The organism is Martinezella dioscoreae (genome assembly GCF_009176305.1).
In the GTDB taxonomy this organism is placed as follows: Bacteria; Pseudomonadota; Alphaproteobacteria; order Rhizobiales; family Rhizobiaceae; genus Rhizobium; species Rhizobium dioscoreae.
Genome location: NZ_BLAJ01000004.1, coordinates 563,207 through 588,035, shown reverse-complemented (window position 1 = coordinate 588,035; position 24,829 = coordinate 563,207). Strand labels below are relative to the sequence as shown.

Annotated in this window: 28 protein-coding genes; 16 read left to right on the top strand and 12 right to left on the bottom strand. The window is 57.1% G+C overall.

All coding sequences use genetic code 11. From position 1 onward, the window contains the following. Positions 1-67: 67 nt before the first annotated feature. From GDN47_RS19960 to GDN47_RS19945, 4 genes are all read right to left on the bottom strand, one after another. A complete protein-coding gene (locus GDN47_RS19960; protein WP_152094076.1) occupies positions 68-868 on the bottom strand; it encodes an inositol monophosphatase family protein in 801 nt (266 codons plus the stop codon). Positions 869-905: 37 nt separating this feature from the next. Then, the gene (locus GDN47_RS19955) at positions 906-1,970 is read right to left on the bottom strand and encodes an ABC transporter ATP-binding protein (RefSeq protein ID WP_152094075.1); all 1,065 of its coding nucleotides are present in this window, start codon (positions 1,968-1,970) and stop codon (positions 906-908) included. After that, complete coding sequence (locus GDN47_RS19950; RefSeq protein ID WP_152094074.1) at positions 1,967-4,204, bottom strand: ABC transporter permease; 2,238 nt, start codon at positions 4,202-4,204, stop codon at positions 1,967-1,969. The genes GDN47_RS19955 and GDN47_RS19950 overlap by 4 nt, the downstream gene beginning before the upstream one ends. Before the next feature lie 90 nt (positions 4,205-4,294). Further along, complete coding sequence (locus GDN47_RS19945) at positions 4,295-5,323, bottom strand: ABC transporter substrate-binding protein (protein ID WP_152094073.1); 1,029 nt, start codon at positions 5,321-5,323, stop codon at positions 4,295-4,297. A 183-nt stretch (positions 5,324-5,506) separates the two neighbouring features. On the opposite strand from GDN47_RS19945, the gene GDN47_RS19940 reads away from it, so the two are divergent. The 3 genes from GDN47_RS19940 to GDN47_RS32685 all read left to right on the top strand — a co-directional run bounded on the left by GDN47_RS19940 (position 5,507) and on the right by GDN47_RS32685 (position 7,585). Beyond that, positions 5,507-6,517: a LacI family DNA-binding transcriptional regulator gene (locus GDN47_RS19940; RefSeq protein ID WP_113353104.1), complete on the top strand. Its 1,011-nt coding sequence runs from the start codon at positions 5,507-5,509 to the stop codon at positions 6,515-6,517. A 30-nt stretch (positions 6,518-6,547) separates the two neighbouring features. Further along, the gene (locus GDN47_RS19935) at positions 6,548-7,063 is read left to right on the top strand and encodes an NUDIX hydrolase (RefSeq protein ID WP_113353105.1); all 516 of its coding nucleotides are present in this window, start codon (positions 6,548-6,550) and stop codon (positions 7,061-7,063) included. A gap of 186 nt (positions 7,064-7,249) precedes the next feature. After that, complete coding sequence (locus tag GDN47_RS32685; RefSeq protein WP_308936549.1) at positions 7,250-7,585, top strand: DUF6714 family protein; 336 nt, start codon at positions 7,250-7,252, stop codon at positions 7,583-7,585. 151 nt (positions 7,586-7,736) lie between these two features. On the opposite strand, the gene GDN47_RS19930 is transcribed toward GDN47_RS32685, so the two are convergent. Then, a complete protein-coding gene (locus GDN47_RS19930; RefSeq protein WP_113353107.1) occupies positions 7,737-8,255 on the bottom strand; it encodes a sigma-70 family RNA polymerase sigma factor in 519 nt (172 codons plus the stop codon). Positions 8,256-9,843: 1,588 nt separating this feature from the next. Further along, positions 9,844-10,761: a hypothetical protein gene (locus GDN47_RS19920; RefSeq protein WP_152094072.1), complete on the bottom strand. Its 918-nt coding sequence runs from the start codon at positions 10,759-10,761 to the stop codon at positions 9,844-9,846. 257 nt (positions 10,762-11,018) lie between these two features. On the opposite strand from GDN47_RS19920, the gene GDN47_RS19915 reads away from it, so the two are divergent. Continuing rightward, positions 11,019-12,101: a DNA topoisomerase IB gene (locus tag GDN47_RS19915; RefSeq protein ID WP_152094071.1), complete on the top strand. Its 1,083-nt coding sequence runs from the start codon at positions 11,019-11,021 to the stop codon at positions 12,099-12,101. Positions 12,102-12,160: 59 nt separating this feature from the next. Beyond that, on the top strand, positions 12,161-13,024 hold the full coding sequence (locus GDN47_RS19910) for an alpha/beta fold hydrolase (protein WP_113353111.1): 864 nt from the start codon (positions 12,161-12,163) through the stop codon (positions 13,022-13,024). 26 nt (positions 13,025-13,050) lie between these two features. On the opposite strand, the gene GDN47_RS19905 is transcribed toward GDN47_RS19910, so the two are convergent. Further along, positions 13,051-13,266 carry a hypothetical protein gene (locus tag GDN47_RS19905; protein WP_069614249.1) on the bottom strand — a complete coding sequence of 72 codons (216 nt, stop codon included), beginning with the start codon at positions 13,264-13,266 and terminating at the stop codon, positions 13,051-13,053. A 233-nt stretch (positions 13,267-13,499) separates the two neighbouring features. Between GDN47_RS19905 and GDN47_RS19900 the strand changes: the two genes are divergently transcribed. From GDN47_RS19900 to GDN47_RS19875, 6 genes are all read left to right on the top strand, one after another. Continuing rightward, positions 13,500-14,798: an NRAMP family divalent metal transporter gene (locus tag GDN47_RS19900; protein WP_233790012.1), complete on the top strand. Its 1,299-nt coding sequence runs from the start codon at positions 13,500-13,502 to the stop codon at positions 14,796-14,798. An 86-nt stretch (positions 14,799-14,884) separates the two neighbouring features. Then, on the top strand, positions 14,885-15,067 hold the full coding sequence (locus tag GDN47_RS19895) for a hypothetical protein (protein WP_113353112.1): 183 nt from the start codon (positions 14,885-14,887) through the stop codon (positions 15,065-15,067). Between the two features lie 65 nt (positions 15,068-15,132). Next, positions 15,133-15,633, top strand: coding sequence for a YciE/YciF ferroxidase family protein (locus GDN47_RS19890; protein ID WP_113388654.1), 501 nt, complete (start codon positions 15,133-15,135; stop codon positions 15,631-15,633). Between the two features lie 64 nt (positions 15,634-15,697). Continuing rightward, positions 15,698-15,952: a DUF6894 family protein gene (locus GDN47_RS19885; RefSeq protein WP_113353114.1), complete on the top strand. Its 255-nt coding sequence runs from the start codon at positions 15,698-15,700 to the stop codon at positions 15,950-15,952. A gap of 32 nt (positions 15,953-15,984) precedes the next feature. After that, positions 15,985-16,437 carry a hypothetical protein gene (locus GDN47_RS19880; RefSeq protein WP_308936548.1) on the top strand — a complete coding sequence of 151 codons (453 nt, stop codon included), beginning with the start codon at positions 15,985-15,987 and terminating at the stop codon, positions 16,435-16,437. 25 nt (positions 16,438-16,462) lie between these two features. Beyond that, the gene (locus GDN47_RS19875; RefSeq protein WP_113353116.1) at positions 16,463-17,071 is read left to right on the top strand and encodes a general stress protein; all 609 of its coding nucleotides are present in this window, start codon (positions 16,463-16,465) and stop codon (positions 17,069-17,071) included. A 116-nt stretch (positions 17,072-17,187) separates the two neighbouring features. Here GDN47_RS19875 and GDN47_RS19870 read toward each other — a convergent pair whose 3' ends face one another. After that, complete coding sequence (locus tag GDN47_RS19870; protein WP_113353117.1) at positions 17,188-18,297, bottom strand: PAS domain S-box protein; 1,110 nt, start codon at positions 18,295-18,297, stop codon at positions 17,188-17,190. 131 nt (positions 18,298-18,428) lie between these two features. Continuing rightward, positions 18,429-18,671 (bottom strand): hypothetical protein, encoded by a 243-nt coding sequence (locus GDN47_RS19865; protein ID WP_145324640.1) that lies wholly within the window; start codon positions 18,669-18,671, stop codon positions 18,429-18,431. A gap of 35 nt (positions 18,672-18,706) precedes the next feature. Between GDN47_RS19865 and GDN47_RS19860 the strand changes: the two genes are divergently transcribed. Both GDN47_RS19860 and GDN47_RS19855 read left to right on the top strand, forming a co-directional pair. Beyond that, positions 18,707-19,423 (top strand): Crp/Fnr family transcriptional regulator, encoded by a 717-nt coding sequence (locus GDN47_RS19860; protein ID WP_113388657.1) that lies wholly within the window; start codon positions 18,707-18,709, stop codon positions 19,421-19,423. A 57-nt stretch (positions 19,424-19,480) separates the two neighbouring features. Beyond that, positions 19,481-19,723: a DUF6894 family protein gene (locus GDN47_RS19855; RefSeq protein ID WP_113353119.1), complete on the top strand. Its 243-nt coding sequence runs from the start codon at positions 19,481-19,483 to the stop codon at positions 19,721-19,723. 7 nt (positions 19,724-19,730) lie between these two features. On the opposite strand, the gene GDN47_RS19850 is transcribed toward GDN47_RS19855, so the two are convergent. Further along, positions 19,731-20,423, bottom strand: a complete 693-nt coding sequence (locus GDN47_RS19850) for a Crp/Fnr family transcriptional regulator (RefSeq protein WP_233790010.1) — start codon at positions 20,421-20,423, stop codon at positions 19,731-19,733. A 554-nt stretch (positions 20,424-20,977) separates the two neighbouring features. Here GDN47_RS19850 and GDN47_RS19845 point away from each other — a divergent pair. The 3 genes from GDN47_RS19845 (at position 20,978) to GDN47_RS32390 (ending at position 22,744) form a co-directional block, all read left to right on the top strand. Further along, positions 20,978-21,376, top strand: coding sequence for a DUF1236 domain-containing protein (locus GDN47_RS19845; protein WP_113353122.1), 399 nt, complete (start codon positions 20,978-20,980; stop codon positions 21,374-21,376). A 607-nt stretch (positions 21,377-21,983) separates the two neighbouring features. After that, positions 21,984-22,400: a DUF305 domain-containing protein gene (locus GDN47_RS19840; protein ID WP_113353123.1), complete on the top strand. Its 417-nt coding sequence runs from the start codon at positions 21,984-21,986 to the stop codon at positions 22,398-22,400. Positions 22,401-22,411: 11 nt separating this feature from the next. After that, positions 22,412-22,744, top strand: a complete 333-nt coding sequence (locus GDN47_RS32390; protein ID WP_113396557.1) for a four-helix bundle copper-binding protein — start codon at positions 22,412-22,414, stop codon at positions 22,742-22,744. A gap of 375 nt (positions 22,745-23,119) precedes the next feature. On the opposite strand, the gene GDN47_RS19830 is transcribed toward GDN47_RS32390, so the two are convergent. Both GDN47_RS19830 and GDN47_RS19825 read right to left on the bottom strand, forming a co-directional pair. After that, entirely contained in the window at positions 23,120-23,896 is a 777-nt protein-coding gene (locus GDN47_RS19830; protein WP_152094069.1) for a molybdopterin-dependent oxidoreductase, read from the bottom strand. Then, the gene (locus GDN47_RS19825; RefSeq protein WP_152094068.1) at positions 23,893-24,753 is read right to left on the bottom strand and encodes a cytochrome b/b6 domain-containing protein; all 861 of its coding nucleotides are present in this window, start codon (positions 24,751-24,753) and stop codon (positions 23,893-23,895) included. The genes GDN47_RS19830 and GDN47_RS19825 overlap by 4 nt, the downstream gene beginning before the upstream one ends. Positions 24,754-24,829: the final 76 nt, after the last annotated feature.

Sequence of the window (24,829 nt, the reverse complement as noted above, 5' to 3'; positions counted from 1 at the left end):
TGGCGGCAGATTTGCAAGCGCGTTCATTTAAACTAATGCCTACTCGGCTGTTGTCTACCGGGAAAACTTATAAGCCAGCTATCTTTTTAAGATCATCGATCGCACCCGGGGCGGCACCCAGAACCACCGATCCCTTGGTCAGACGTTCACCTTCCGTCGGAAAGGGATGGTACCAGCCGCCGGCTTCCTGCACGAGGCAATAGCCGGCCAGGCAATCCCAGGCATGCATATAGGGTTCGTAATAGCCGACCAAACGGCCGGCGGCGACATAGGCGAGCATCAAGGCGCCCGAGCCGTTGCGGATGAAATTGCCGCCGGCTTCGAGAACCTGCTCGACCATCTTCGCGACAAAGGCCGGTGAGACATGGTTGTTGGCGCCGATGCCGGTCACGGCGTTACGGATGTTGCGCGATACATCCAGCTTGAGGCTCTTGCCGTTCAAGGTGGCACCCTTGCCGTGCGCGGCGACGTAAAGCTCATCGTGGCATGGTGCGGAGATGACGCCGATCACGGGAATGCCGTCATGCAATACCGCGATGGAAACGCACCAGTTCGGCATGCCGCTGACGAAGGGACTTGTGCCATCGATCGGATCGACGACCCAGGTGTAGCCGGAGCTGCCCGTTTCCAGACCATATTCCTCGCCGAGAATGCTATCTTGCGGGTGCGCTTCATGGATGCGTCCACGGATGAGATTTTCAACCTCCCGGTCGGCGATCGAAACGACATCCTGCGGGTCGCGCTTGGTTTCGATGATCAGGGTCTCGCGGCGCTTGAAATAGTCGAGCGCGAGCTTGCCGGCCTCACGGGCGATGGTCTCGGCAAGGGCGAGACGTGCTTCGAGATCGGCGAGGGGAGCGGAGGTCATGCAATTATGTCCTTAATCGTCTGATGTTTGACGGCAATCAGCCGCTGATGACGGCAATGCCGCGATCCTTGAAAGCGATCGTGACATCGGTGTTGGGAGGAAGGGCGGAATCGACCGTGGCATCGACAACGAAGAGCGATCCGCGATCGGTCTTTACCTCATACTCGACATGATCGCCGAGATAGGCGGAATGAGTGATCTGGCCATGGAACTGGCCGTTGCCTGTCCCTGGCGTCAGAATGATCGCGTTCGGCCGGACGGCAAGCTGGGCGGGGCCGTGTTTGACTGAACGGTTGCTGATCCTGTGGCGAAGTCCTTCGATGGCGATTGTGACACCATCGTTGTCGGTTTCGACAACGTCGCACGGCATGACATTGGCCTCGCCCATGAAGTCGGCGATAAAGGCGGACGCCGGAGCATCGTAGAGTTCGCGCGGCGCACCTTGCTGCGCGATACCGCCATCCTTCATGACGATGATGCGATCGGAAACGGCGAGCGCTTCATCCTGGTCATGGGTCACATAGACGGCGGTAAAGCCAAGCCGTTGCTGCAATTCGCGAATATCCGTCCGCACGCGCCGGCGCAGCCGGGCATCAAGATTGGAAAGCGGCTCATCGAGAAGCAGAACCTGCGGCTCAACGACGAGCGCACGGGCCACGGCGACGCGCTGCTGCTGGCCACCGGAGAGCTCGGCCGGAAGACGCGAGCCCATGCCGGCAAGGCCGACAAGACCAAGCGCACCCTCCGCCTTCTCGCGCGCTTGCCTGCGTTTCATGCCGGAGGATTCCAATCCATAGGCGACATTGTCGAGCGCCGTCATATGCGGAAACAAGGCATAACTCTGGAAGACCATCGAGACGTCACGCTCGTTTGCCGGAAGCATGGTGACATCCTTGCCGCCGATCAGAATACGGCCGGAGGAGGGATGTTCCAGCCCCGCCAGCATGCGAAGCGTCGTCGTCTTGCCGCAGCCGGAGGGGCCGAGCAGGGTAACGAGCGTGCCGGGCTCGATGGTGAGCGAGAGATCGGGAATGGCCGTGAACGCTCCGAAGGTTTTTCGAACATTCTCGAAGACGACGGAACCGGGAGCCTTCGGATTCATGCGGTTTTCTCCTGAACGAGGGATGTAGGCGCGGTCGGCGACGGTATTATCGCGACACGGTTCACGCGCCGCAGCCGCCTTTCTCCGACGAGCAGCTGGAACCCGGCGATGACCGATATCATGACGACGACAAGCGCGGAGGAATAAGCGATCGCGACGCCATATTCGCCGTTTTCGACCAGACCGACGATATAGGCAGTGGACATGTTGTACTGGGCGCTGACGAGGAAAATAACTGCGCTGATCGAGGTGATGGCCCGTACAAAGGAATAGACCAGCGCCGCGGTGATCGCCGGCCGCAGCAGCGGCAGGATCACCTTCCGAATGGTGCGCAGGCTGTCGGCTCGCAATGTCAGCGATGCTTCATCGAGGCTTTTGTCGAGCTGGCTCATGGCGGCAACGCCACCGCGCACACCAACCGGCATGTTACGAAACACGAAGCAGGCAACGAGAATCAGCGCCGTTCCGGTCATCTCCAGGGGCGGCAGGTTAAAGGCCATGATGTAGCTAATGCCGATGACCGTGCCGGGGATGGCAAAGCTCATCATCAGCGCGAATTCGAACAGGCCGCGACCGACGAATTTCTGGCGCACGATCAGATAAGCCGTCAGCAGGCCGACGGCAGCCGTCAAGGGCGCGGAGATCAGGGCGATCTCCATCGTCGTCCAAAAGGAGTTCCATGCAACGCCGGTCCAGGCAAGACCGCCATCGTCGCGCAGGCCGATCGAGAAGGCCTTGACGTAATGTTCCACCGTCAGCGTGTTGTCGAGACCCCAAGTGCGGACAAAGCCGCCGAAGAGGATCATGAGGTAGACGACGACGGTAAAGATCATCCAAGGGATGACGAGCGCATGGACGGCGATGGAGAGGCCGCGGGGCAGGGCGCCATGAGCGCCTGAATCTCCCTTGCCTGTCACCGTCGCAAAGCTCTTGCCCTGTAGCCACAGGCGTTGCGCGAGGAAGGCGCTCAGTGTGAAGACGAGCAGGATCATGGCAAGGACCGCCGCGCGTGAAGGATCGTTCTGTGCGCCGACGACACTGAAGAAAATCTCCGTCGACAGAACTCCATGGCTGCCGCCGAGAACCATCGGATTGCCGAAATCGGCCATGCTTTCGATGAAGCCGATCAGGAAGGCGTTTGCGAGGCCTGGTTTCATCAGCGGCAGGGACACCCGCCAGAAGGTGCGCCAACGATTGGCGCGTAAAGTTTGAGAAGCCTCTTCCATCGACGAGCTGACGCCTTCGACCACGCCGATGAGGACAAGAAAGGAAATCGGCGTGAAGGAGAGAACCTGCGCGATCCAAATGCCGGTCAGGCCATAGAGCCAGCGGCTGGGTTCCGTTCCGAAGATCGAAGCCGCGGCCTGTGTCACGACGCCGGCCCGTCCGAACAGCAGGGTCAGCGCGAGACCGACCACGAAGGGCGGCGTGATAATCGGCAGGATCGTGAGAAGCCTCAGTCCCTTCTTGAAGGGAAAGCGGGTGCGGGTGGCGACAAGCGCAAAGCAGAGCCCGAGCAAGGTCGACGCGCTTGCCGTCAGGATAGCAAGCCAAAGCGTGCGCCAGGCGACGCCGCAGCGGTCGCCGCCGACAATGCAGCTGAGGCTCCAGATCGACGGGTCCTGGATGTTCGTCGTGAAGCCGCTGGGATCGAAGGATCCGTCGAACGACTGGAAGGCTCCGACGAACATGCTGCCGACGGGATAAAAGACGAAGATCGCGACAAGGACGATCAGCATGGTAATGGCGCTGACGACGAAGGCATCTCCCTTCATCGCGCCGCGTTCGGCAAGGCCGAAGGAAAAGAACAGGACGAAGACGATGCCAAGGATAATGGCGCCGGCACCCATCGCTCGCTGGCCGTCCGCCAGCGCACCGAAGATGGTCTCGAAGATCGACCAACTCCAGCCCGACGGTGTGATCGCTAGTCCCTGCAGCGACAAAAAGGCAAAACCCAACGCACCGGCGAGCGCCATCAGCGCACCGCGCGGCATCGCTTTGGAGATGAAGCGCGCGATGCCACCGAGCATAAGGAGCCCGGCGGCGATCGCGAGCCACCATCGACCGTGACTGACGATTTGCAGGATTCCAGGCGCTGTGGAGGGGTCGCCGGGAAAGCCGCTCAGCCAGCCAAGGCCGAAGAAGCCGCCCTCTATGCGATACCATGGGAGTAGTATCAGGGCGGCAATGCCGAAGATCAGCGTAACATCCAGCCGGCGTTTGCTATTGGTCATGGTCGGATTCGCATCCCGTTCAGCAAAAATCAGAGATGACGCAGGCCGGTTGCACGAGGAGCCGGCCTGCGAGGGCAATCGAAAAAGCCGTCAGTTGGCCTTGGCGCCGATTTCCCTGTCCCATCGGGCAAGCAGCGCCTTACGGATCGTGGGATCGCCGTATTTCTTGAAGTCGTAGTCGATCAGCTTTATCTCCTCGAATTTCGGGGCCTCCTTCGGCACCTCGGCCGACTTGTTGGAGGGAAGCTGGTAGGACTTGGCATCCTTCATATGCGATTGTGCCTCGGCGCTGAGTGCCCAGTCGTACCACTTCTTGGCGTTGTCGAGATTTCTGGCGCCCTTGATGATCGACATGGAGCCGATCTCGTAACCCGTGCCCTCGCACGGTGCCACCGCCTTGATGGGAAAGCCTTCGACGGTCTGTGCAACCGCGTCATGCATGAAAACGATGCCGATCGTCGATTCCCCGCGCGCTGCCGCTTTCACCGGGGCGGAGCCCGACTTGGTATATTGCGAGACATTGGCATTGAGCTTCGAAAGATAATCGAAGGCCTTGTCCTCGCCCATGATCTGCACGAGTGTCGCCAAAGTATTGTAGGACGTTCCCGACGAGTTCGGATTGGCAATCTGGATCTCGCCCTTAAAGGAGGGGTCAAGAAGGTCGGCCCAGCATTTAGGCTCCTTCAAGCCCTTCTTCCTCAAGATATCCGTGTTATAGCCCCAGCCAAGCGCTCCCGCATAAACGCCGACCGTGCGGAAATTGGCGCTTTCGGCCTGCTTCTTCGCCCAATCCTGAAGCTGGTCGAAAAGCGGTGATTTATATTCCAGCGTCAGGCCCTCGGCCGCGGCTTGCAAATGGGGGTCACCGGTTCCCGCCCACCAGATATCCGTCTTCGGATTGCGCGCCTCGGCGCGGATCTTGGCGTAGGTTTCGCCGGCCGAAAGCCGAACCATATTGACCTTGATGTCGCTTTGCTTCTCGAAGAGCCCCTTCATCAGGTCGCAAACTTCGGGATCCGCCGAGCAGATCACGTTCAAATCGCCCGCGGCATGCGCCGACCAGGCAATAAGCGAAATTCCCGCGGCAAGGGCTGTCGCGGCCACGTTGACCAATCGCATGATGTCCTCCTACTTTACGGCGCCTCCACGCCGAGCGCTTTTTGCAAGCGCGTGCAAATGCTGCATTGGTTATCTCACACTGTCAACTACCGCTGTCATAAAAGTTTCACAAAACCACCGAGATCACCATATTGCACGCGATTGCAAACTATGATGGAGTTTGGATGGAAGAGGAGAGGCGGTGTGTCGCAACGAGATTTTGTCAGTGCCGAGGAAGTTGCGCGGCGGGCGGGTGTTTCGCGCTCGGCGGTTTCTCGCGCATTCACGCCAGGGGCGAGCGTTTCGGAGGCCACCCGCCAAAAGGTTCTGCGGGCGGCGGAGGAGCTTGGATATCAGGTCAATCATCTCGCCCGCGGGCTGATGCGCAATGAAAGCGGCATCGTCTGTCTGATTGTCTCGGAGGTGGCGACACCTTATCGGTCTGCATTGCTGCGCGAGCTGACACAGCAGCTGCAGATCGTCGGCAAGGTCGCCATGCTCGTCAATACCGACCGCTCCGACGGCAGCGTCGATCGCGCGCTTCAGCAGGCGATCCGATATAGGGCGGATGCATCGATCATTCTCTCAGGCCTGCCCGACAAGTCGATCACCCAGCTCTGCCTGAGAAACGGCCAGCGCCTCGTTCTGATCAACAGAGACGACGATCAACCGGGACCCTTGCGGATCAATCTCGACGATCGCGAGGCGGCAGGGCGCGTTGTGACCGCTTTCGTTCGCGCCGGCTGCACCAGGCTGGCGTTCGCAAACTCGGAAGCCGGCACGCCGAGTTTGATGGCGCGTGAGGCCGGCTTCATCGCGGCGGCGAAGGCCCATGGACTGGATGTGATCGTCGAACGATACGGCTGGACCGGATACGAGGCTGGCAAGGTCGTCGCGCAGCGGCTGCTGACCCTAAGCGAACGACCGGACGCGGTGTTTTGTGCAACCGATCTGCTGGCCTGCGGCCTCATGGACGCGGCACGGCACCAGTTTTCGCTTTCGATCCCGGATCAGCTCTGCGTCGTCGGCTTCGACGATATTGAGCAGGCCTCATGGTCGTCCTATGATTTGACGACCTTTGCTCAGCCCGTCGTGGCAATCGCACGACAGGCTGTGACATGGCTGGGCGAGAGCCCGTCATCGGACAGGCTCGAGGGCCATTCCGTAACATTGCACGCCGAATTGGCGTGGCGAGGCTCGGTTAGAGGAGGATAGGGCGCTGGATAGGCTGATAAGTTGAATGATATGACATCAAAAAAAGACAGCGGCAAGCCAACATTCCCCAAATCAAAGCACCTGCTGCAACAGCTGGCACGCACGCCGGAACGGCTGTTTTCCAGTGCGTTTCGAAACCAATATGGCGCGCTTTGTTTTCGCTACAAGGAGGGCGGTGACGAGATCGAAGTTCTGGTGATTACCTCGCGTGAAAGCGGGCGCTGGATCGTGCCGAAAGGCTGGCCCATGAAAGGCAAGGAGCCTCACGAGGCAGCCGCCATCGAAGCATGGGAGGAAGCTGGTGTCCGCGGCAAGGTGAGAAGAGCGCCGATCGGCCGATACACCTATCTGAAAGAACTTGACGACGGAAAAGTCGTGCCATGCGTCGTTGACCTGTTTCAAGTGGAAGTGAAAGAAATCCGGAATGAGTTCAAGGAGCGAGGCCAGCGGCGGATCGATTGGGTCAGCCTCGACGAGGCGGCTAGACGCGTACGTGAAATTGAGCTCAAATCTCTGCTCATCAACTTTAGGCCTCAGCGAAAATAAACGTTGGAAATCAGAAACTTCAGAACCACAGGTCCTGGCCAACACCTGATCACATAGACTTCGGACTGTTCTCGCCCGCAATCAACCTGAACGATTTCTAGTGTTCAGGTTCGCGGAGGCCGGAAGGTTCGTTGACCGGGCTCCAGTTTGAGGGCACCGAACGCGGAGCTTGGCCAACATCGCACGGTGACGGAGCGCACCATTGAACGGGCGCCTCCTTTGATCAAACCGGTGTCTGATCTCCCAAAGAAGGTGAGAGCCGCCATAAGAGATGCGTTTGCGGGAGCCACCTTGGACAAGGGCCCTGGTAAGGTGCAGGCGCTTGACGATTACGCGAGCAACGAGGTTCGTGCCGCATGTCGGGCCGATGATGGGAAGGGCGGCTGGACCGCGATCGCCCCAGAGATTCTCAACAAGCACTCCAGCAGCCCGTCGTTTTTCGATGCCAAGGGGATGCGATGTCATTTGCCTGCATATCAGGAAGCATATTCCTTGCCTCATGCGCCTGGTCGTAGCCCATAGCCAATCTCTGCCCCCTCCTTTCTAGAGACAGGCGGAACCATCCAGCAAATGTGCTGTCGTCGACACGACGGACTGTCCAGACATCGCGCTCGGTTCTCTCAGTCTCCGGAGGTGAAACCAAGCTCCATTCGCGCGCAGGTCACAAAGGATCTTACTGGATCGAGGCGGCACTACGTATCGAATTCTCGCCGAGGATTTTAACCAAGGTCGCGCGTGCGCGTGACACGCGGCTTTTAATCGTCCCGATCTCGCACCCGGAAAGTCTCGCCGCATCGTCATATGACAAACCATCGACAATCATAAGAAGTGCGTCTCGTTGATATGTGGGAAGGCGAGCTAAGGCAGAACGGACGTCGGCCGTATAAATGCAGAGCTGCTGGCGGCCTGCTACTGGAATTTCGAAAAGTCCATCATCACTATTACGAAGCTGGACCCGTTTTTGGCGCTTGTATTCGGTCATGTAGGTGTTTCGCATAATGGTGAATGCCCAGCTCCTGAGCTTGGTTCCCGGAGTGAAGCTATCGAGATGGGCAAGCATTTTGCCGACAGTCTCCTGCGTGAGGTCGTCGACATCGGTCTCGCTAAAAACGAACCGTCGGGCAAAGTTGCGCAAGGCTGGCAGCAGGGCGACAACTTCGTCCTGCAATGTAGAACATGCGGTTATGAGCATTTGATTTATCCTCCTGGATAAATCTGCAATGCTTACTCGCCTAGCTTGTTCCCCTTTCATATTTTCCGTACGCAAGCAGACAAAACTATGTTCGGATAATTACAGAGAGCTTGTCCTTTCCGATCACGACCCAGCATGTTTTCCCATCTAGGTTTGATATCAGTGCAGTGTTCACAAAAGACATCGCATCATCGTATTTGCAGCTAGAAAGACGATAGGAATCGCCGCAGAATCGCCTTGTTCTTGGTGGTAAATCAGCATTATTCGCTGACTTGAAAATATGGGGAATCTGCTTCGCGAGTTGTCTTCACAAGATATATTCGATTGTGACTTTGGTCTTGTTTCGATCGCAATGGCGGGCTTTGTAATTGTCAATTCATCTACGAATGATCCGAAAGCGAAATGAGACGATCGGTAATGTAGGCGCTAATCCGCTTAGCGGATATGCCTCGAAGCAGACCCAACGGCTGTCGCAAGGAGCGGTCTTGCCGCGATCATCATGAGGCTGAGAGGTAGCCGTCGAAGGACGCGCCCTGTTATGAAGGCCGCCAGTGATGCTGCGGATAACTTCAGCCATGGATAAGCTCCAAGTTGGTCATGCGCAGAGGCATCAACCAATCGGATTCCACTCCAGGCGACATTCCTTGCCCGATATTTAATCGTCAGCAGTCGAATTCGTACGATTGCAATTTCGGTTCGTAGCTCCAGCAATCGCAGCTGGAGCTTCTCGCGAGGGCCGATCTCTGCCTGGTGATGGGTTTCGAGTTTAGCTGTATCCTCGAGGCTGTCATTCTGATTCATCTGGTACTCTCCCTTGTGGCAAATAAGACTCTGCTACCGCAACAGTCCTTGCCCAACGTCGACGAACACCGGAGTGCCGGTGATAGGATCGAGCAAATCCCTAATCAGCTTGGCGACATTGATGGCACTTACTTCTTCCAGCCAGACCCATTCACCTGAGGCACCTCAGTTATTGCGCGTCATCCTCAATCCACCGGTATCTCGGCGGCGTTATTGATGATCGAATTGGTTAGCGTGTCATGCCACACGCAAACCCTATCACCGCGGCCGCAACTATTGTCGCGATCGGTCGCTCGCGAATCCTATGCTTGAACTCGCTTAGCAGACCGGCGCCATCTGGCAAAGGGACGGAAGCGTCACGCGCAGTTGGCGCCGGATCAGTTCGACTCGCTTGGCGCGCTGCTCGGTAAAGCGCACGAACCTCGGTTTTTGCGGCACCTTTGTCACCGGCTCCGTCGCCTGTCGTTACGTGCCTGTCTGAAGTGATAGGAAGTCTGTCTTCAAATGCATCAACATGATGCCGCGCCCTGCCTCTTTCGGAGGCTTCTGAGGAGGCATGCTTCGGTAAGACTGCTGTATGGGTCGCAGAAACAGGATCGGACGCCGGGAATGTGTCCTCAAGGCCCCTTTCGAGTTCGTTTTGCGTTGCTTGCTGCTGCTGCTCCTCGCGTTCGTTCGAGAGGGATTGAACTGCAGGAGAATCGTTCCGTTTGGGCATCTCAGGCTCCGTTCGTGGCGATCGACTTGTTTGACCGTAATGAACCTTGTTCATTAGGTACGTGTTAACTTACCGTTTTACTTCAGAGACCCGGCCGCGGGTTGTAACGACCAGGTCTTCTTCTTCGTCACGCTGCCGGCCGCCGAGGGCCGAAGCTGCGGAGGCGATGAAAGCGCCCACCAGGAGCGAAAGAGAACCGACCAGTGCGGTCGTCGCGCCCGCCTTCCTAGCCTTGTCAGCCGCTTCTTTCGCAGCTGACTTCGCGTCATCGATCTGTTTAAGCACGGTATCGACGCGGTTGCGCGCATCGGCCTCAGAAAGGCCAGCACGCGCGGAGATAATTGCTGCCATATAGGACTTATCGCTATCGGGAATTTCTCCACTGGCCGCCCCTTGCAGGAGGATGCGTGAGATTTCTGCCGCTGCTGCGCGATCATCGGATTGGGCACGGTCTGAAACCTTTGCGGGCCGAAGCAGGGCGTCGGTAAAGTAAGCTGTCGCGTCCGTCTTCGTCGCTGGTGCAGGAGAGGCACTAACATCCGCCGCGGTCTGCGCGACCTTACCCGCGGCATCGACTGACGCGCCCGCCAGCGATGTTAGCGAAGACGCTAGAAATCCAGCCACGAACACTGTTGCCAGCGCCCAACTTAGAAATCCATGCGCCGTGTCACGGAAAAAGACCTCATCGGAGTGTATCTCCACCCATTTCGTACGCAGCCTGCCAGTGATGTAACCGCCGATCGCGGACGATAGCCATTGAACCACTATCAGCCAGATCGCGGCGGTTATACCGACCGTCGCCGCTGAGCTGGTTTGGCTGGACCACGGTGAAACCATCGTCAAGCCGACCCCGGATCCGAGGAGGAGAAGGATAAGAGCAATGCCGGTCGCTGCGAGCGCGCCACCGATGATCGGGCCCCAGACGATGGCCGGCTTGGACGACTCGACTGGGACGGTTCCCGCGGGTACTTCTTCGACAGAGGACATCCGCACCTCCTATCGCGTGAAGAGAACGAGAAGAATGACGATTGGCAGCGGGATGCCGAGAAGCCAGAGCAGAATACCTCGACCCATGTTGAATATCCTCCAAACGTGAAACTCACGCCTATTGCAACGGCGGTCGACATTGTTTGTTCCAGATGATCACTCACCCGTTTGATGGATTTTCTCCGGGATCGATGCAGTTTCCCGTCACGACATAAGGCGCTCCGGGAACCGCGACGCCGGATGGGAGTTAACGGCCCATGAACCAGATAGTCGCCAAAGTCGAAGCCGCTGCCGCGGCTGCCGAAGCAAAGCTCCATTCCGGACTGATCTACATTGGCAATCTCGAAGACGGCATCACCCGAAAGCCCGGAAGGAACGGATTCGTCTATTACCTTCCAAACGGAATAAGGATTAGGGATCGAGATGAGATCGCTCGCCTGAATGCCTTGGCCATTCCTCCCGCCTATACGGATGTTGTGATCTCAACCGATCCGTTGTCTCATCTTCAGGCTGTCGGTTTCGATGCCCGGGGCCGCAAACAATATCGCTATCATCCGGAATGGCAGTCCGAGCGTGCCCGCGCGAAGTTCGATCGTCTCGCCGATTTCGGCGATACCCTTCCCGAAATTCGCCAGCGCGTCGACGTCGATCTGCGCTCGCGCGGCTTGACGATGGAAAAGGCTTTGGCCACGGTGATCTGGATACTCGATAACCTCTATATTCGCATCGGCAACACCGCCTATGCCGAAGAGAACCAGTCCTATGGAGTGACGACGTTGAAGAGCCGTCATGTCCGGGTGGAGGGCGGGACGGTCAAATTCCGCTTCAAGGGAAAATCAGGTAAAGAATGGAATCTGGTTCATAGCGACCGGCGTATCGCCAATGTCGTGCGACGTTTGCAGGAACTGCCAGGTCAGCAACTTTTTCAGTATGTCTGCGATGACGGTGGTTGTCGCCAGATTTCGTCGCAAGATGTCAATACGTATATCAGGGAAACCATGGGAAGTGATTTCACCTCGCGCCAATTCAGGACGTGGGGCGCGACCTGTTTGGCAGTCTCGGCGCTGGCTCCTCTCAAGGTCGAATCGTCGGAAAGCGCGATCACGCGGCAGCTTAATCAGGTGGTCGATGCTGTCGCAGCAATGCTCGTCAATACGCGCGCGGTTTGTAAGACATCCTATATTCATCCCGCGGTCTTCGAGGATTTCCGGAATGAGCGCCTCGGTGATGTGCTTAAGATTCAAACACGCAGTGAGCGGCTTTTAAATTGGATGGACATGGAGGAGATCCGCGTATTGCGGTGGCTTCAAAGACGGGCGGCGAGGGATGTCAGCCTTTAAACGGGAGTCCGCATCCTCTTGGATGAGGTGATCGGCGGACTGAGCATGGGAGGCGAGAATTGTTTGACGGTATGGCAGTCGAGACCGTGAATGTCGGACCTGGCAGTTTACGGGTTCGGTATGGAGGCAATGGGCCGCCCCTGCTTCTGCTCCACGGGCATCCGCGAACGCACATGACGTGGGGCCAGGTGGCGGACTTGCTGTCGCCGCATTTCACCGTCGTCTGTCCCGATCTCCGAGGGTTCGGGAAATCCTTTCAACCACCTGACACAGACGATAGCCGGCACTCGGCAAAGCGGGCAAAGGCGCTCGATTGCGTCAGCTTGATGCAGCTATTGGGCCATCGCAGCTTTGCCGTCGCGGGCCATGATCGTGGAAGCTACGTCGCTTTCAGGCTCGCCATGGATTATCCCGAGATCATCACGAAACTCGTCGTGATCGACAGTATCCCCATTATCGAACATCTCGAACGGATGGATTGGCGGTTCGCGCGCGATTGGTATCACTGGTTCTTCTTTGCTCAACCAGACAAACCGGAACAGGCGATCAATGCCGATCCAAGAGGCTGGTACAAGGCGATCACACCTGAGTTCATGGGGGAGGAAGCCTATCAGGATCTCATGGCGGCGATCCATGATCCGGCCGTCGTTCATGGAATGATCGAAGATTATAGGGCTGGCTTGACAGTCGATCGCGAAGACGAATGGCAGGATCGCAAAGCCGGAAAAAAAATTGCATGCCCGTTGCTTTGCTTATGGTCGACACGTGACGATCTCGAGTATTTCTTCGGCGATCCGAGAAAAATTTGGCGATCGTGGGCGACCAATGTCTCGGGTCATGGCATCGAGAGCGGACACCATGTAGCGGAGGAGAACCCCATGCATCTTGCACGCGCGCTGCTGCACTTCCTCAAGGCATCCTGACGGAGGATTTTCCGCCCGGTCCTTATCTATTGTTGCGGCATTTCTTTCGTTAGCTCGTCAAAAGACGGCTTCCGCCCTTTTGCGGCCATCAGCAGGTCAAGTTCGATCGAGGATGGACCGAAGCGGATGAAGAGATCTTCGGCGCTGCGGTCGTCGAGGTCATACTTTTTCTGAAAATCGGTGAGCGTATATGCTGAGCCTCTTAACGGTCGACGTCGCTCGAAGCGCCGTTGCTTTTCCATATGCGCGGTCTCCTTAGTTGCGTTGTAGATCAAATCGATCTGGATGCAGAAGGTTCCCGCGCGGAGAAGATATTGCGAAGAGCAAGCAGGAATTGATCGTGCCGCCCCTTCCAAGCTTTTGAAATTGGATTGCTTTAGCGCGGGCTGCGTGTCCGGGAACAAATGATCAATAAGCACGGTTTGTTCGCACCGCGACCGACAAGATGCGCGGTCCGGTTCTGCAGGAGGCAGTCATGAGCGGCTATCAGATGGACGACAAAAGCTCTGTCGTCGAACCTTCAAAACCACGTCTGTTGGAAATCCTGGGACCAGGCTTGGTCACCGGCGCCTCGGACGACGACCCAAGCGGGATCGCGACTTACTCACAGGCCGGAGCGCAGTTCGGCTACGTCGCGAGTTGGACGCTGGTGTTCACCTATCCGCTAATGGTGGCGGTGCAGATGATCAGTGCCCGCATCGGCCGAACGACGGGCCGAGGTTTGGCGGGCAGCATGGCGAAATGTTATCCGCGCTGGGTGGGCGTCAGTGTCACCGTTCCGCTCCTGATTGCCAATGTCATCAATCTCGGCGCCGATCTCGGCGCGATGGGGGATGCGGCACATTTGCTGTTGAATGGCAATTCGCTCATTTACGTCGCGGCTTTCGGTGTGATCTGCATCCTTCTCCAGGTCCTCCTGAAGTATAAACGTTACGTCGCCGTCCTGAAATGGTTGAGCCTGGCGCTCTTGTCATACATTGCGACCCTCTTTGTGGTGCGTGTCGACTGGTTGGCCTTTAGCCGCGGTCTCCTGCTCCCAACCATCAAGGCGGATCCGAATTACTGGTCAATGATCGTCGCGATCTTCGGAACCACCATCAGCCCCTATCTCTTCTTCTGGCAAGCATCTCAAGAAGCCGAGGACCTCAAGGAGAAGCCTCGTGAAGAACCTCTCGTCAAGCATCCGGCGGAGGCGGAGAAGGCAAATACACGGATCACACTGGATACGCTCGTTGGCATGGCCGCTTCCAATATCGTCGCACTCGCGATCATCACGACGACCGCCGCGACCCTTAACACAGCAGGCTCAACGAATATCGAAAGCTCCGTCGACGCGGCGAAAGCGATCGAACCACTGGCCGGACCGTTTGCCAAGATCATCTTTGCAATAGGCATTATGGGGACCGGTCTTTTGGCAGTGCCCGTTCTTGCAGGTTCAGCTGCGTATGCGATTGGCGAGGCGGCTCGTTGGAAGGTCGGCCTATCTCGCGACCCCAGCGAGGCCAAGGCTTTCTACACGACCGTCGGTCTGGCGACTATCGTTGGCATGCTTTTGAACTTCACCCCCATCCCGCCGATGAAGGCCTTGTTCTGGAGTGCGGTGATCAACGGCGTGGTCGCCGTTCCCGTCATGGTGATCCTCATGCTGATCGCTTCCAATCGCGATGTCATGAAACAGTTCGTCATCGGCAAGGGCCTGCGTGCTGTCGGCTGGGCGGCGTGTCTAGCGATGTTCGTTGCCGTGATAGGAATGGCGGCAACTGCGTTTTTTTGATCGCTGCTGGGAACCAACATGTCCAAAGCCTGTTTGAAGCCGCGAGACCAATGAAGGTCTCGCAATCAAACAAGAGGAGAAACATCATGGCTTCCCAAGGTGGGTCCCACGAACAGCACGTCAAAGCCGGCCAGCAGAGCCACAAGAACGCCGACAAGGATACCAACACGAAGCACGCTTCGTCTCGTAACGAGCAGTCGGGCGGCACCCGTGGCGGTAGCCACGAACAGCATGTGAAGGCTGGCCAGCAAAGCCACAAGAATTCCTGATAGAGCTCGCTAGGGAGGTCCGCATGGCGGACTTCCTTTCAATCCTTATTCGATGGAGGACATCCATGGCATCCGAAAAGACACTCAACGACCTCTTTCTGGAAACGCTGAAAGACATCTATTACGCGGAAAAGCAAATCCTCAAGGCCCTGCCGAAGATGGCGCGCGCAGCGCAAGCGCAGGAAGGCAAGGACGGCTTTCTCCACCATCGCGATGAGACCCAAGGTCACGTCGAACGCCTGGAACAGGTATTCGAGCTCCTTGGAAAGCCAGCGCGCGGCAAGACCTGCGAAGCGATCCAGGGCATCATCGCGGAAGCTGACGAAATCATCGAAGAGTTCAAGGGAACTCCGGCACTCGATGCAGGTCTGATCTCCTCGGCGCAGGCCGTCGAGCATTACGAGATCGCCCGCTATGGCACTTTGATCGAATGGGCCAAGCAGCTCGGCCTGAAGGATGCGGTACCTCTTCTCCAGCAGACGCTCGCGGAAGAAAAGGCGACGGATCAGAAGTTGACGAAGCTGGCGGAAACAGCGGCCAATGCAAAAGCCAAAAAGGCGGCATAGGACTACAGCCGGCACTTCTTCTTCGGTGCGTTGCCCCCTGGCAGCGCACCGCCTGAGGTCGAACATGACGAACTTTTATTTCGCAACGAAAGATCGCGAGACAGTGCTTGATGATGACGAAGGCCAAGATCTCCCGGATCTCATATCAGCCGTTGATGAGGCGAAGCGAATACTGGCGGAGATGGCGTTGGATGGTATCCCGAACAAGAACGGCGAATGCCTTGCTGTCGAAGTCGCCAGGAGTGACAAGATTCCGGTAGTGCGGCTCACTCTGACAATGGAGATCACGTACCTGGCTCTCAAGGATGAGGGAACCTGACTATATACGGGCGAGCCGCTGGTCGCCAGTTGTTGCAATCAGATTATTTCAACCCCGCCGTGCATCGCGAGGAGCAATCGCGCCGCTCTTTGCCTGAAATCCATCTCCCACTGAATTGCGGGAACAATGGGCCCTTCGCGTGGTTCGCATCGGCAGTAACGAAAGGTTTGAACATGAACAAGCTTATCAGCATCACATTTGTCGCGATGGCTTTTGCGACGGGATCGTTCGCGCAAAGTGAGAAACCAACCACATCGCAGACAACGCCCGCCGTCAACACTGACCGCAATCCCGGGGCTCCGATCGCCGGCAAAAACAGCTTCAGTCAGAAGCAGGCGAAATCGCGCTTCGAAAACGCCGGATACAGGAATATTCGTGATCTGAAGCTCGATAGCCAGGGCGTCTGGCGTGCAAGCGCCGACAAGGATGGCAGACCAGTCGGCATCTCCCTGGATTTCCAGGGTAACGTGACAATGGCGAAATAACCCACAACAAAGCGAGAAGCATCCAATGCAAACGGTTACTGGACTTTATGACAGCTATGATAATGCCCGCACGGCCGTAAAGGCCCTTGAGGATGCCGGTGTCGCGTCTGACGAGATCAGCATCATCACGAACAAGGCCGATGGCGTCGATGTCGAAGGGCAAGGCAGCTACGGCGCGGAAGGCGCCGGCACCGGTGCGGGCATCGGTGCCGTTGCAGGTGGCGCCGGGGGCCTGCTCGCCGGCCTCGGCATGATCGCCATCCCCGGAGTGGGACCGGTCGTTGCAGCCGGTTGGCTTGCTGCGACGGCCGCCGGTGCAATAGCGGGCGCTGTGGCCGGTGGAGCGGTGGGGGGGATTATTGGCGCGATGATCACGGAAGGCATTCCCGAAGAGGATGCGCATTTCTATGCAGAGGGTATTCGTCGCGGCGGATCGCTGGTCGCTGCTCATGTCGAAGACAGTCGCGTAGCGCAGGCTCAATCGATCCTTGCCGCGTCTCGTCCGGTCGACATTGCACAACGGCGCGCGAGCTATGTGGAGCAAGGATGGACCGGCTTTGACGAATCGGCACCTCCTTACACGTCGGAACAGATCCTGGCCGAGCGCGAGCGCAATCGCGCGCACCGCCTCTAGAGCAATTACAGGAAAAGTGTGTAGCGGTCTTTCGCCCGCAATTGCGTGAAAAGATAGGGCGGTTCAGGGATTCCGCGAAAAGCTGAACCGCTCTAGGAAGCTGATCAACGGGCGGTTCAAGCCTCTTCCGGCGGTCTCGTTCGGGGAAGAACATCGGCTGGAATTCGCAGTGTAATCTTCAATCCCGCCGGATCCCAATCACGACTGATTGCACCTTGGAGGGATGCAATCGTCGCGCGCTCGAGCTGGGAGCCGAAGCCGCCCGGCCCCTCGGGTTGGTTGACCGATGGACCACCTATTTCAGTCCAGGTCAAAACAAAATCCGGATCGTACCGCACTTCGATCTCAATACGGCCCGCCGGCGCGGAGAGCGCGCCGTATTTCACTGCATTCGTTGAGAATTCGTGGAGCAGAAGCGCGAGCGATGTCAGCGTCGTTCCGCAGACTGGCACATCCTGGCCGCGAATGGAGGCCCGTTCGATGTCGGCGCCTTGGTGGGCGGCGAAAAGGGCTTTAACGAGTGTAAATAGCGACGTCTCGCGAAACTGAACGGCGGTGAGGCCGATGTCTGGCAGCGTCAGTTCATAGGCGATCGCCAAGGTATTTACCCTTGCACGGATGTCGCTCGTTAGTTCCTTGACGGTTGTTGCCGTGCGCTCGCTTACTCCAATGACCGCACTCATGATGGCGAAGATATTCTTGATGCGGTGGCTCATTTCCCGCAGCAACAGCATCTGGCGTTGGGCCGCATGCTTGCGTTCGGAAATGTCGCGCGCGATTTTTGATGCACCGACAATGGCGCCGCTGCTGTCGCGAACGGGCGAAACCGTCAGGGAGATGTCGAGCGGACTTCCATCCTTGTGGCGACGGACGGTCTCATAGTGCTCTATTCGCTTTCCCTCGCGGATGCTGGCGAGAATCGTGTCTTCTTCATGCCGGCGATCTTCCGGGATGATGATGGTGATATGCTGTCCGACCGCCTCTTCTGCGCTGAAGCCGAAAAGCCGTTCGGCGCCGCTGTTCCAACTGGTAATGAAGCCATCAAGGGATTTGCTGACGATCGCGTCATCCGAACTTTCGACGATGGCTGCAAGCAGAGCTTGAGCTGAGGGAGTATCGCCGCCGCCCCGTGGAGTCGCAACAGCGGAGGGTATCGATATGGATATTCTTGGTGCTCTATAAGGGGTATCTGTTGACGGCGTGGACCGATCAGTCTTCCCAGGCATCTCCACCTCCCATTTTTCGGCAGAAAAGGTCACATGCCGTTGCCGATGCTCCTGTGGCGCCTATGTAGAAGTCATGCCAGCGAGATTTTATCTCGCAGATGATATTTGTGCTCCGCATTCCTGAGTCGATATCATTTAAGTAAAGCCTTCAGCTCTTCAGCCGAAGGGCGCTGCCGCATTTCAGGGACGGTAATAGCTACTGGCTTATAGGCGTCATCCAACGAGCGACCGCGTAGTGTAAAATAGGCCAAATTGCGAGCTTTGCCACAAAATCCGCTCTTCTGTCTGCTAGCGTACATTCCTTGTGACGCAGCTCCAAGAAGAGTAGCTTCTTTCATGTTGCCCGGCTGCAGCTCAGACGGCAAGGCGTGCATGCCATGCTCTTGCCTAACCAGGAGGAAGCGCTGTCATGCCAGCCCCCCACCAGTCCAATATGCAAAACAAACTGCTCTCCGTTCTTCCGTCGGCGGATTATGAACAGATTGCGCAAGAGCTTGAATATGTGGCGCTTCCGCGCGGCACGCTCATCGGAAAAGCCGGCCAGTCGATCGACTATGTTTATTTTCTGACATCCGGCATCGGATCAATCGTCGCCGTGACACCGGAAGGCCGCCGCGCCGAGGCGGGCGTGTTCGGCTTTGATGGCTATGTGCCGACATCGGCCGTTGCTGGCACCGAATTTAATGCTCATGATGTTATTGTGCAGCTCGAAGCGGAATCCTATCGGATGAACTATGGATCGTTTCGTCATTTCATGGATCGGAATCGAAATTTCAACAAACTTATAATCCGTTCCATCGAGGCCTTCGCCGTCCAATTGGCCTACACCGCTATTTCCAACGCTCTTCATGACGTGAACGAGAGATTGGCGCGATGGCTGCTGATGTGCCACGACCGAGTATCGGGCAACGAGATAGCGCTGACGCATGAATTCATATCCCTAATGCTTGCGGTGCGGCGACCAAGCGTCACCACCTCGCTGCATATTCTCGAAGGCAATCGCTTCATCACAGCGGAGCGCGGCAGCATCACCATTCGAAATCGAGCCGCTCTCGAGGAGTTTGCCCATGACGCTTACGGCAAGCCGGAAGAGGAATATCGGCGTTTGATGAAGGATCTCTTTTGATCGCGGCGGCAATGGCGCCAGTGGTGCTGGCGGTGGACAAGTGCTGAAGGAGCCTGCATGACACGCTACTTCTTTCATATTCGCCGAAATGGCGAAACCGTCCGCGATGGCGAAGGCGATGAATTTGCCACCATCGATGATGCGCGTTCGAGTGCAATAAAGGCAGTGCGGGAACTCGTCGCCGCGCGGATCAAGAATGGCCAGATGGTCCCCGATGAGCATATCGAGGTTCACGACGAGACCGGTAAGCTGCAGTTCTCGGTTTCATTTCATGCGGTCGTTCGCGACCATTTGAAATAGCGCTCCGTCAGAAATCACCGATAAGGCGACGATATTCCTCTTCCGGCTTGCCATAGGAGCCGCCAGTAAATTCTTCTAGTCCTCTTCTGTCGCGGATCGTAATGCGGCCACGCTCGGCCCTGATGAGCTTCCTTCCCTCAAGAACGTGCAGGGCCGTCGTGATGCTCGGCCTTCTGACACTCAGCATCGCGGCGATGAAGTCATGTGTTAAAGCAATCTCGTCGCCATCCACCCGGTCATGGCACATGAGCAGCCAGCGGGCGAGCCGTTCGTCTACCTGATAGTTTGCGTTGCAAAGGGCCGTATAGGAAATCTGTGTCGCAAAGGTCTGAATGAAACGCGCCAAAAGGTTGGAGAAAACCGGATTTTCCGGCAATGCTGCAAGGAGCGCATGCAGCGGCAACCGTACGCCCTGACCGTCCATTTGCATGAAGACCTCGTGGATGCTGATCGTCCCACCGACGCCGGCCGGCATCGGCAAAAAACCTTCGCGCCCCACCATGCCGGCTTCGGCGCGCTGGCCGTCAGGCGAAATGGCAACGACGGAGCTAATTCCACTCGAAAGGAAATAGACATCGTCGATCAGGCAATCGGCTCCGGCAATGTTGAAGCCGCGCTCGAGATCGATCTGCTCCAACTGCTTGCCGATGTTGCGAAATTCATCTGCGGGCAGGCGAGCGAGAAGCCGGTTCGTTGTCATTAAACGTTCTAGGTCGAGCATGGCTCTCGCGAAAGATCGAGCATGGGAATTGGGTCCTCGCCGGCCTGCCCTTAGCTTTGTGGGCGGATCATGATTCTATAGCACCCTGATGTTGGGGATGATTTTGCGTACGCTGGCGGACGTTCGTCGTGCACCAAGTTCCATGGCTGTTTCCGAGCGAGCGTTATCTTGGCGAATGAAGCGATCGGAGGAGGCTAGACCCTTAGGTTGGAAAGGGCGACCCTAGCGAGAATGGTGAAGGATGGCGCTGGACTGAATGACGAGTACGGCTACGATCCCGACACGTTGCTTGCCTTGCGTTTCTCCCACACTCATCGGGATGCATGCGTTCGCCGCGGCCAACGTTCGGTGACAGAAGTCATCGGCAAGTATCACGGCCAGCCCGGCGCATTTTTCGCAACCCTCGCCGCTCACGAAGTTTGTCGCATGAGGTGAACTCGTGATGGCTGCAGATGGTAGCCAAAGAGGAACATTCTGATGGCTGTGCAATTTTCCTTTCAGTTCACAAGAACTAAAATGCAAAGGAGAATGCTATGAGAACGAGACTCATCGTTTCAGCGGTTGCCGCCTTTGGCCTTCTCGCTGGTTCAGCCTTGGCGCAGTCTTCCACGGTCACTGGAGCCGCGGGCGGCGCGGCCACTGGAGCGGTTGTAGGGGGTCCTGTCGGTGCTGCAGTTGGCGGTGTTGCCGGAGCGATTGCCGGTACCGCGATCGATCCGCCGCCACAAAAAGTGATCACCTATGTTCAGGAGCAACCACTGCCTCCAACCGAGACTGTCGTGCAGGACCAGATTGTCGTCGGTCGAACTCTCCCAGAGACCGTTGCCATCACACCGGTTCCGGACAACCCGACATATGGCTACGCTGTCGTGAACCATGAACGCGTCATCGTCCAACCGAAGACGCGTAAGATTGTTCGCATCGTTGAATAATGCCGAGAGGGCCTCCGAAAGAGGCCCTTTTGGCTAAACCAGGCAAGTACATTGTCAAGTCTTGGCCGACACGGACTTGAATGTGACATGGCGCATAGCGCCCTTGTGATAAGCGGCAAACCACATCCAACTTCAGCGTTTGTGAACTCCTCCGCAGTTTGGCGATCATGGTCTCGCGCATTCCGCGGCGCAGTCGGAACATTTTTGTGGCGATATCGTTCGGCGGGGAAAAGGGAACACCCGCCATGATGCCGTTTCGAAGAATCTCGCACTGTCTCAGAATCGTCGCCATGGCCGCCGCTATCTTCTTAAAGGTGGCGGCTGAGCCATGCATGTCCTGAAGAGACTAGTGCTGGCTACATGATCGAACGGAGCGGTCCGCGTGAGGTTCAGACAGAAGGCACACCGCGGCCGTGTTGTTGTTCCGTCGCGCATTGTTGTGCGCTAGTTCCTGATTACTTTGCAGGCGGACTACTCATCAGGGAAGCCGACAATCTCGTGGCCCGAACGATCCAGCCGAGTCCTCTCCTCCTTATCAGGGCGTTGGATCCGCCGCCTCGATCTTCGTTTGGTTAAGAGAATCGAACCAAATCAGAAGGAGATCGACATGAATATCACCAGGAAGATCGCATTTGCAGCGGTCATCACCATGGCAGCCTTCGCGCTGAAACCTGCCGGCGCAGCGGCGCAGATCGCCTATCCGGAGACGTGTAAATCCGAGGAGATGCAGATGTCGTCGGCGGGCATGCAAATGCCTGGCGACATGACCGACTACCAGAAAGCGGCCATGGACGGAATGAAGAGCATGAATTCCAACATGATGCAGGGAATGATGAAGAAGGATGCGGACGTGTCCTTCCTTTGCGGCATGATCGCTCACCACATGGGTGCGATCAGCATGTCGCAGGTCGAACTCAAGTACGGCCATAATAAACTGGCGCGGCAAAAGGCTCGCAAGATCATTAACGATCAGACGAAGGAAATCAAACAGATGAGCGGCTTGCTCCACAGCGAAGCCAAGTAAGGAGGATGCCAATGCACCACGTTTCAGCCGAAATGAAGAGCTGCATCGAAGACTGCCTCGCGTGCTACGGCGAATGCCTGTCCACTGCGATGGGACACTGTCTCCAGGCTGGAGGAGAGCACACCAGTCCGCCGCATTTCAAGCTCATGATGGCCTGTAGCGAGATATGCCGGACGGCCGCGCATTTCATGCTGATAGGCTCTCAACATCATCGCCACGTCTGTCGTGAATGCGCGGAGATCTGCGCTCAATGCGCGGATGATTGCGAACGGATCGGTGACATGCAGGATTGCGTTAAAGCCTGCCGCCGCTGTGCGGACAGTTGCCATCGCATGGCGTCATAGAGAAGAAGGCCCTCGTACCATCTTCGCATCTGACAAGCGGGTCGACGTTGCATCTTTGCGCCGGCCCGCCGATTGAAGCGTCGCTGTGGTAGATGTGGGTCGGGCTCGCAACACCTCCATCCCATGATGCGGCTTCGTCAATTTCGCTAGAAAACGTCGATGCGATCAAGCTCTCCATTTAGTAGCGGAGTGATTTGAAATGCGAGCGGTAGCCGTTACCATTTCCGCAGCAGGATACGACATGACGGCGCAGATTATAGCGGAATGGGCAGCACAACGGTTTCGAGGTTCTCGATCCGTGGACGTATCGTCGGCCTATGTCACTGATATCGTCTACGATCGCCGTGCCTGATTATTGACGTCTGCTACGACATCTCAGATACCGGCATACCATTCGTAGCCACGATCTTCCCAGAACCCGCCGTTACCACCCCACAAATCATCAAACCGGTCACGGATTTCGATGCGCATGACGTATTTGGCGTGTTTGTAACCAAGATGACGCTCGACGCGCAGCCGCAAGGGAGCGCCGTGTTCGACTTCCAGATCCTTCCCGTTAAGGGAATAGGCGAGGATCGACTGCGGATGAAAGGCGTCGATGAGGTCAATACTCTCGTAGTAGCGACCGCTGCCATCGAGTGTTTGTTCCAGTTCATCTGCGCAATAAAAGACGGCGTAGCGAGCGCCTGGCCTCAAACCCGCAGTCTGCAGGATAAGCCCGAGAGGAACGCCCTGCCATTTCCCGATGGCGCTCCAGCCTTCGACACAGTCGTGGCGGGTGATCTGGGTGCGAGAAGGCAGCTTCTTTAGGTCGGCCAACGAAAATTCCATCGGCCTATTGACCATGCCATCGATCTTGAGCCGCCACTCGGCAAATTGAGTTTCGACCATCTGGATATATTCGGCGCTGTTTGGCTGAATTGATCCATTCGGATGAAAGCTCGGTGAAATATCTGCGTCGGTATATTCTCGAGCAAGCGTCTGCGGCGAAACTATGAGCCGCTGTGTGCCCATGGTCAGCCGTTCAGCCAGAGCGAGCACCTTCTGAACGTGCTGGTTCTGAGAAATGTCATCGCATCCCGTCAGGCCCACGGCGCCCAGACTGGCGGCCGAGCCAATGAGAAAACGGCGCCGGGTGAAGATGGAGCTCATCGGTCGGCCTCCTCGTTGATGATAGCGTAGCGGCCGGTCACCATCGAACGCATGTTGTTCCAAAGCCCGGAGAGAATGACCATCGCGATATGCACGACGACGAAGGCCACCAGGCTCCAGGCGGTGATGAAATGAATGGAGCGGGCCGATTGGCGACCACCCAAAATATCGAGCAGGAAGGGGTAACCGGCGTCTATCGCCGGTGACATGGTCAATCCTGAACCGATCATCAGCGGCAGCAGGATGAAGATTACGATGAGATAGGTCAGCTTTTGCAACGCATTATAGTGCCGCGCCTTTTCCCCCTGCGGGAAGCGCAATCGGGCATGATCCTTGATTTCATGCCAGATGTTCCCGGGCTTGATGTCTTGAATCGTCGGCGCCAGATCGCGGCGGAAATGACCGCCGATGAGGCTGTAGGTCATGTAAACGAGCCCATTGATGACAAACAGCCAGGCGAAGAAGAAATGCCAGCGTCGGCCAGCCGCAAGATCCTGGTAGCTCGGTATGGTTGCCCAGGCCGGAAATGCGCGCGGCATCATTTCGCCGTCGGCCGTGGAGGCACCGAGTATGCCGGTTGTGGTGATCGAGAGACGGCCGATGCGCACTGTTCCGGTGATGTTGTCGCCATCCTGATTGCTGGCGATTTCGAACCATGACGGATCTTCAACAGCTCCGTAGTTTCCCCAATGTAATTGTGGATCGGCATTGAAGATCTGCATGCCACTCATCAGCAGCAAGGTCAAACACAGCACATTGATCCAGTGCGTTATCCGCGTAAGAGCCGAATGACGGCGAATGAAGATCTTGGCCGGGGGCGGGGGCGGCGCTGTGCCGATCTGCTCGATGCTTGTCATGGGTAATTCTCCTGACGTGCCGCCAAAAGGCGGTGTCCGAAATCATATGCTGCAACGCTATCGCCGCTCATTGAGC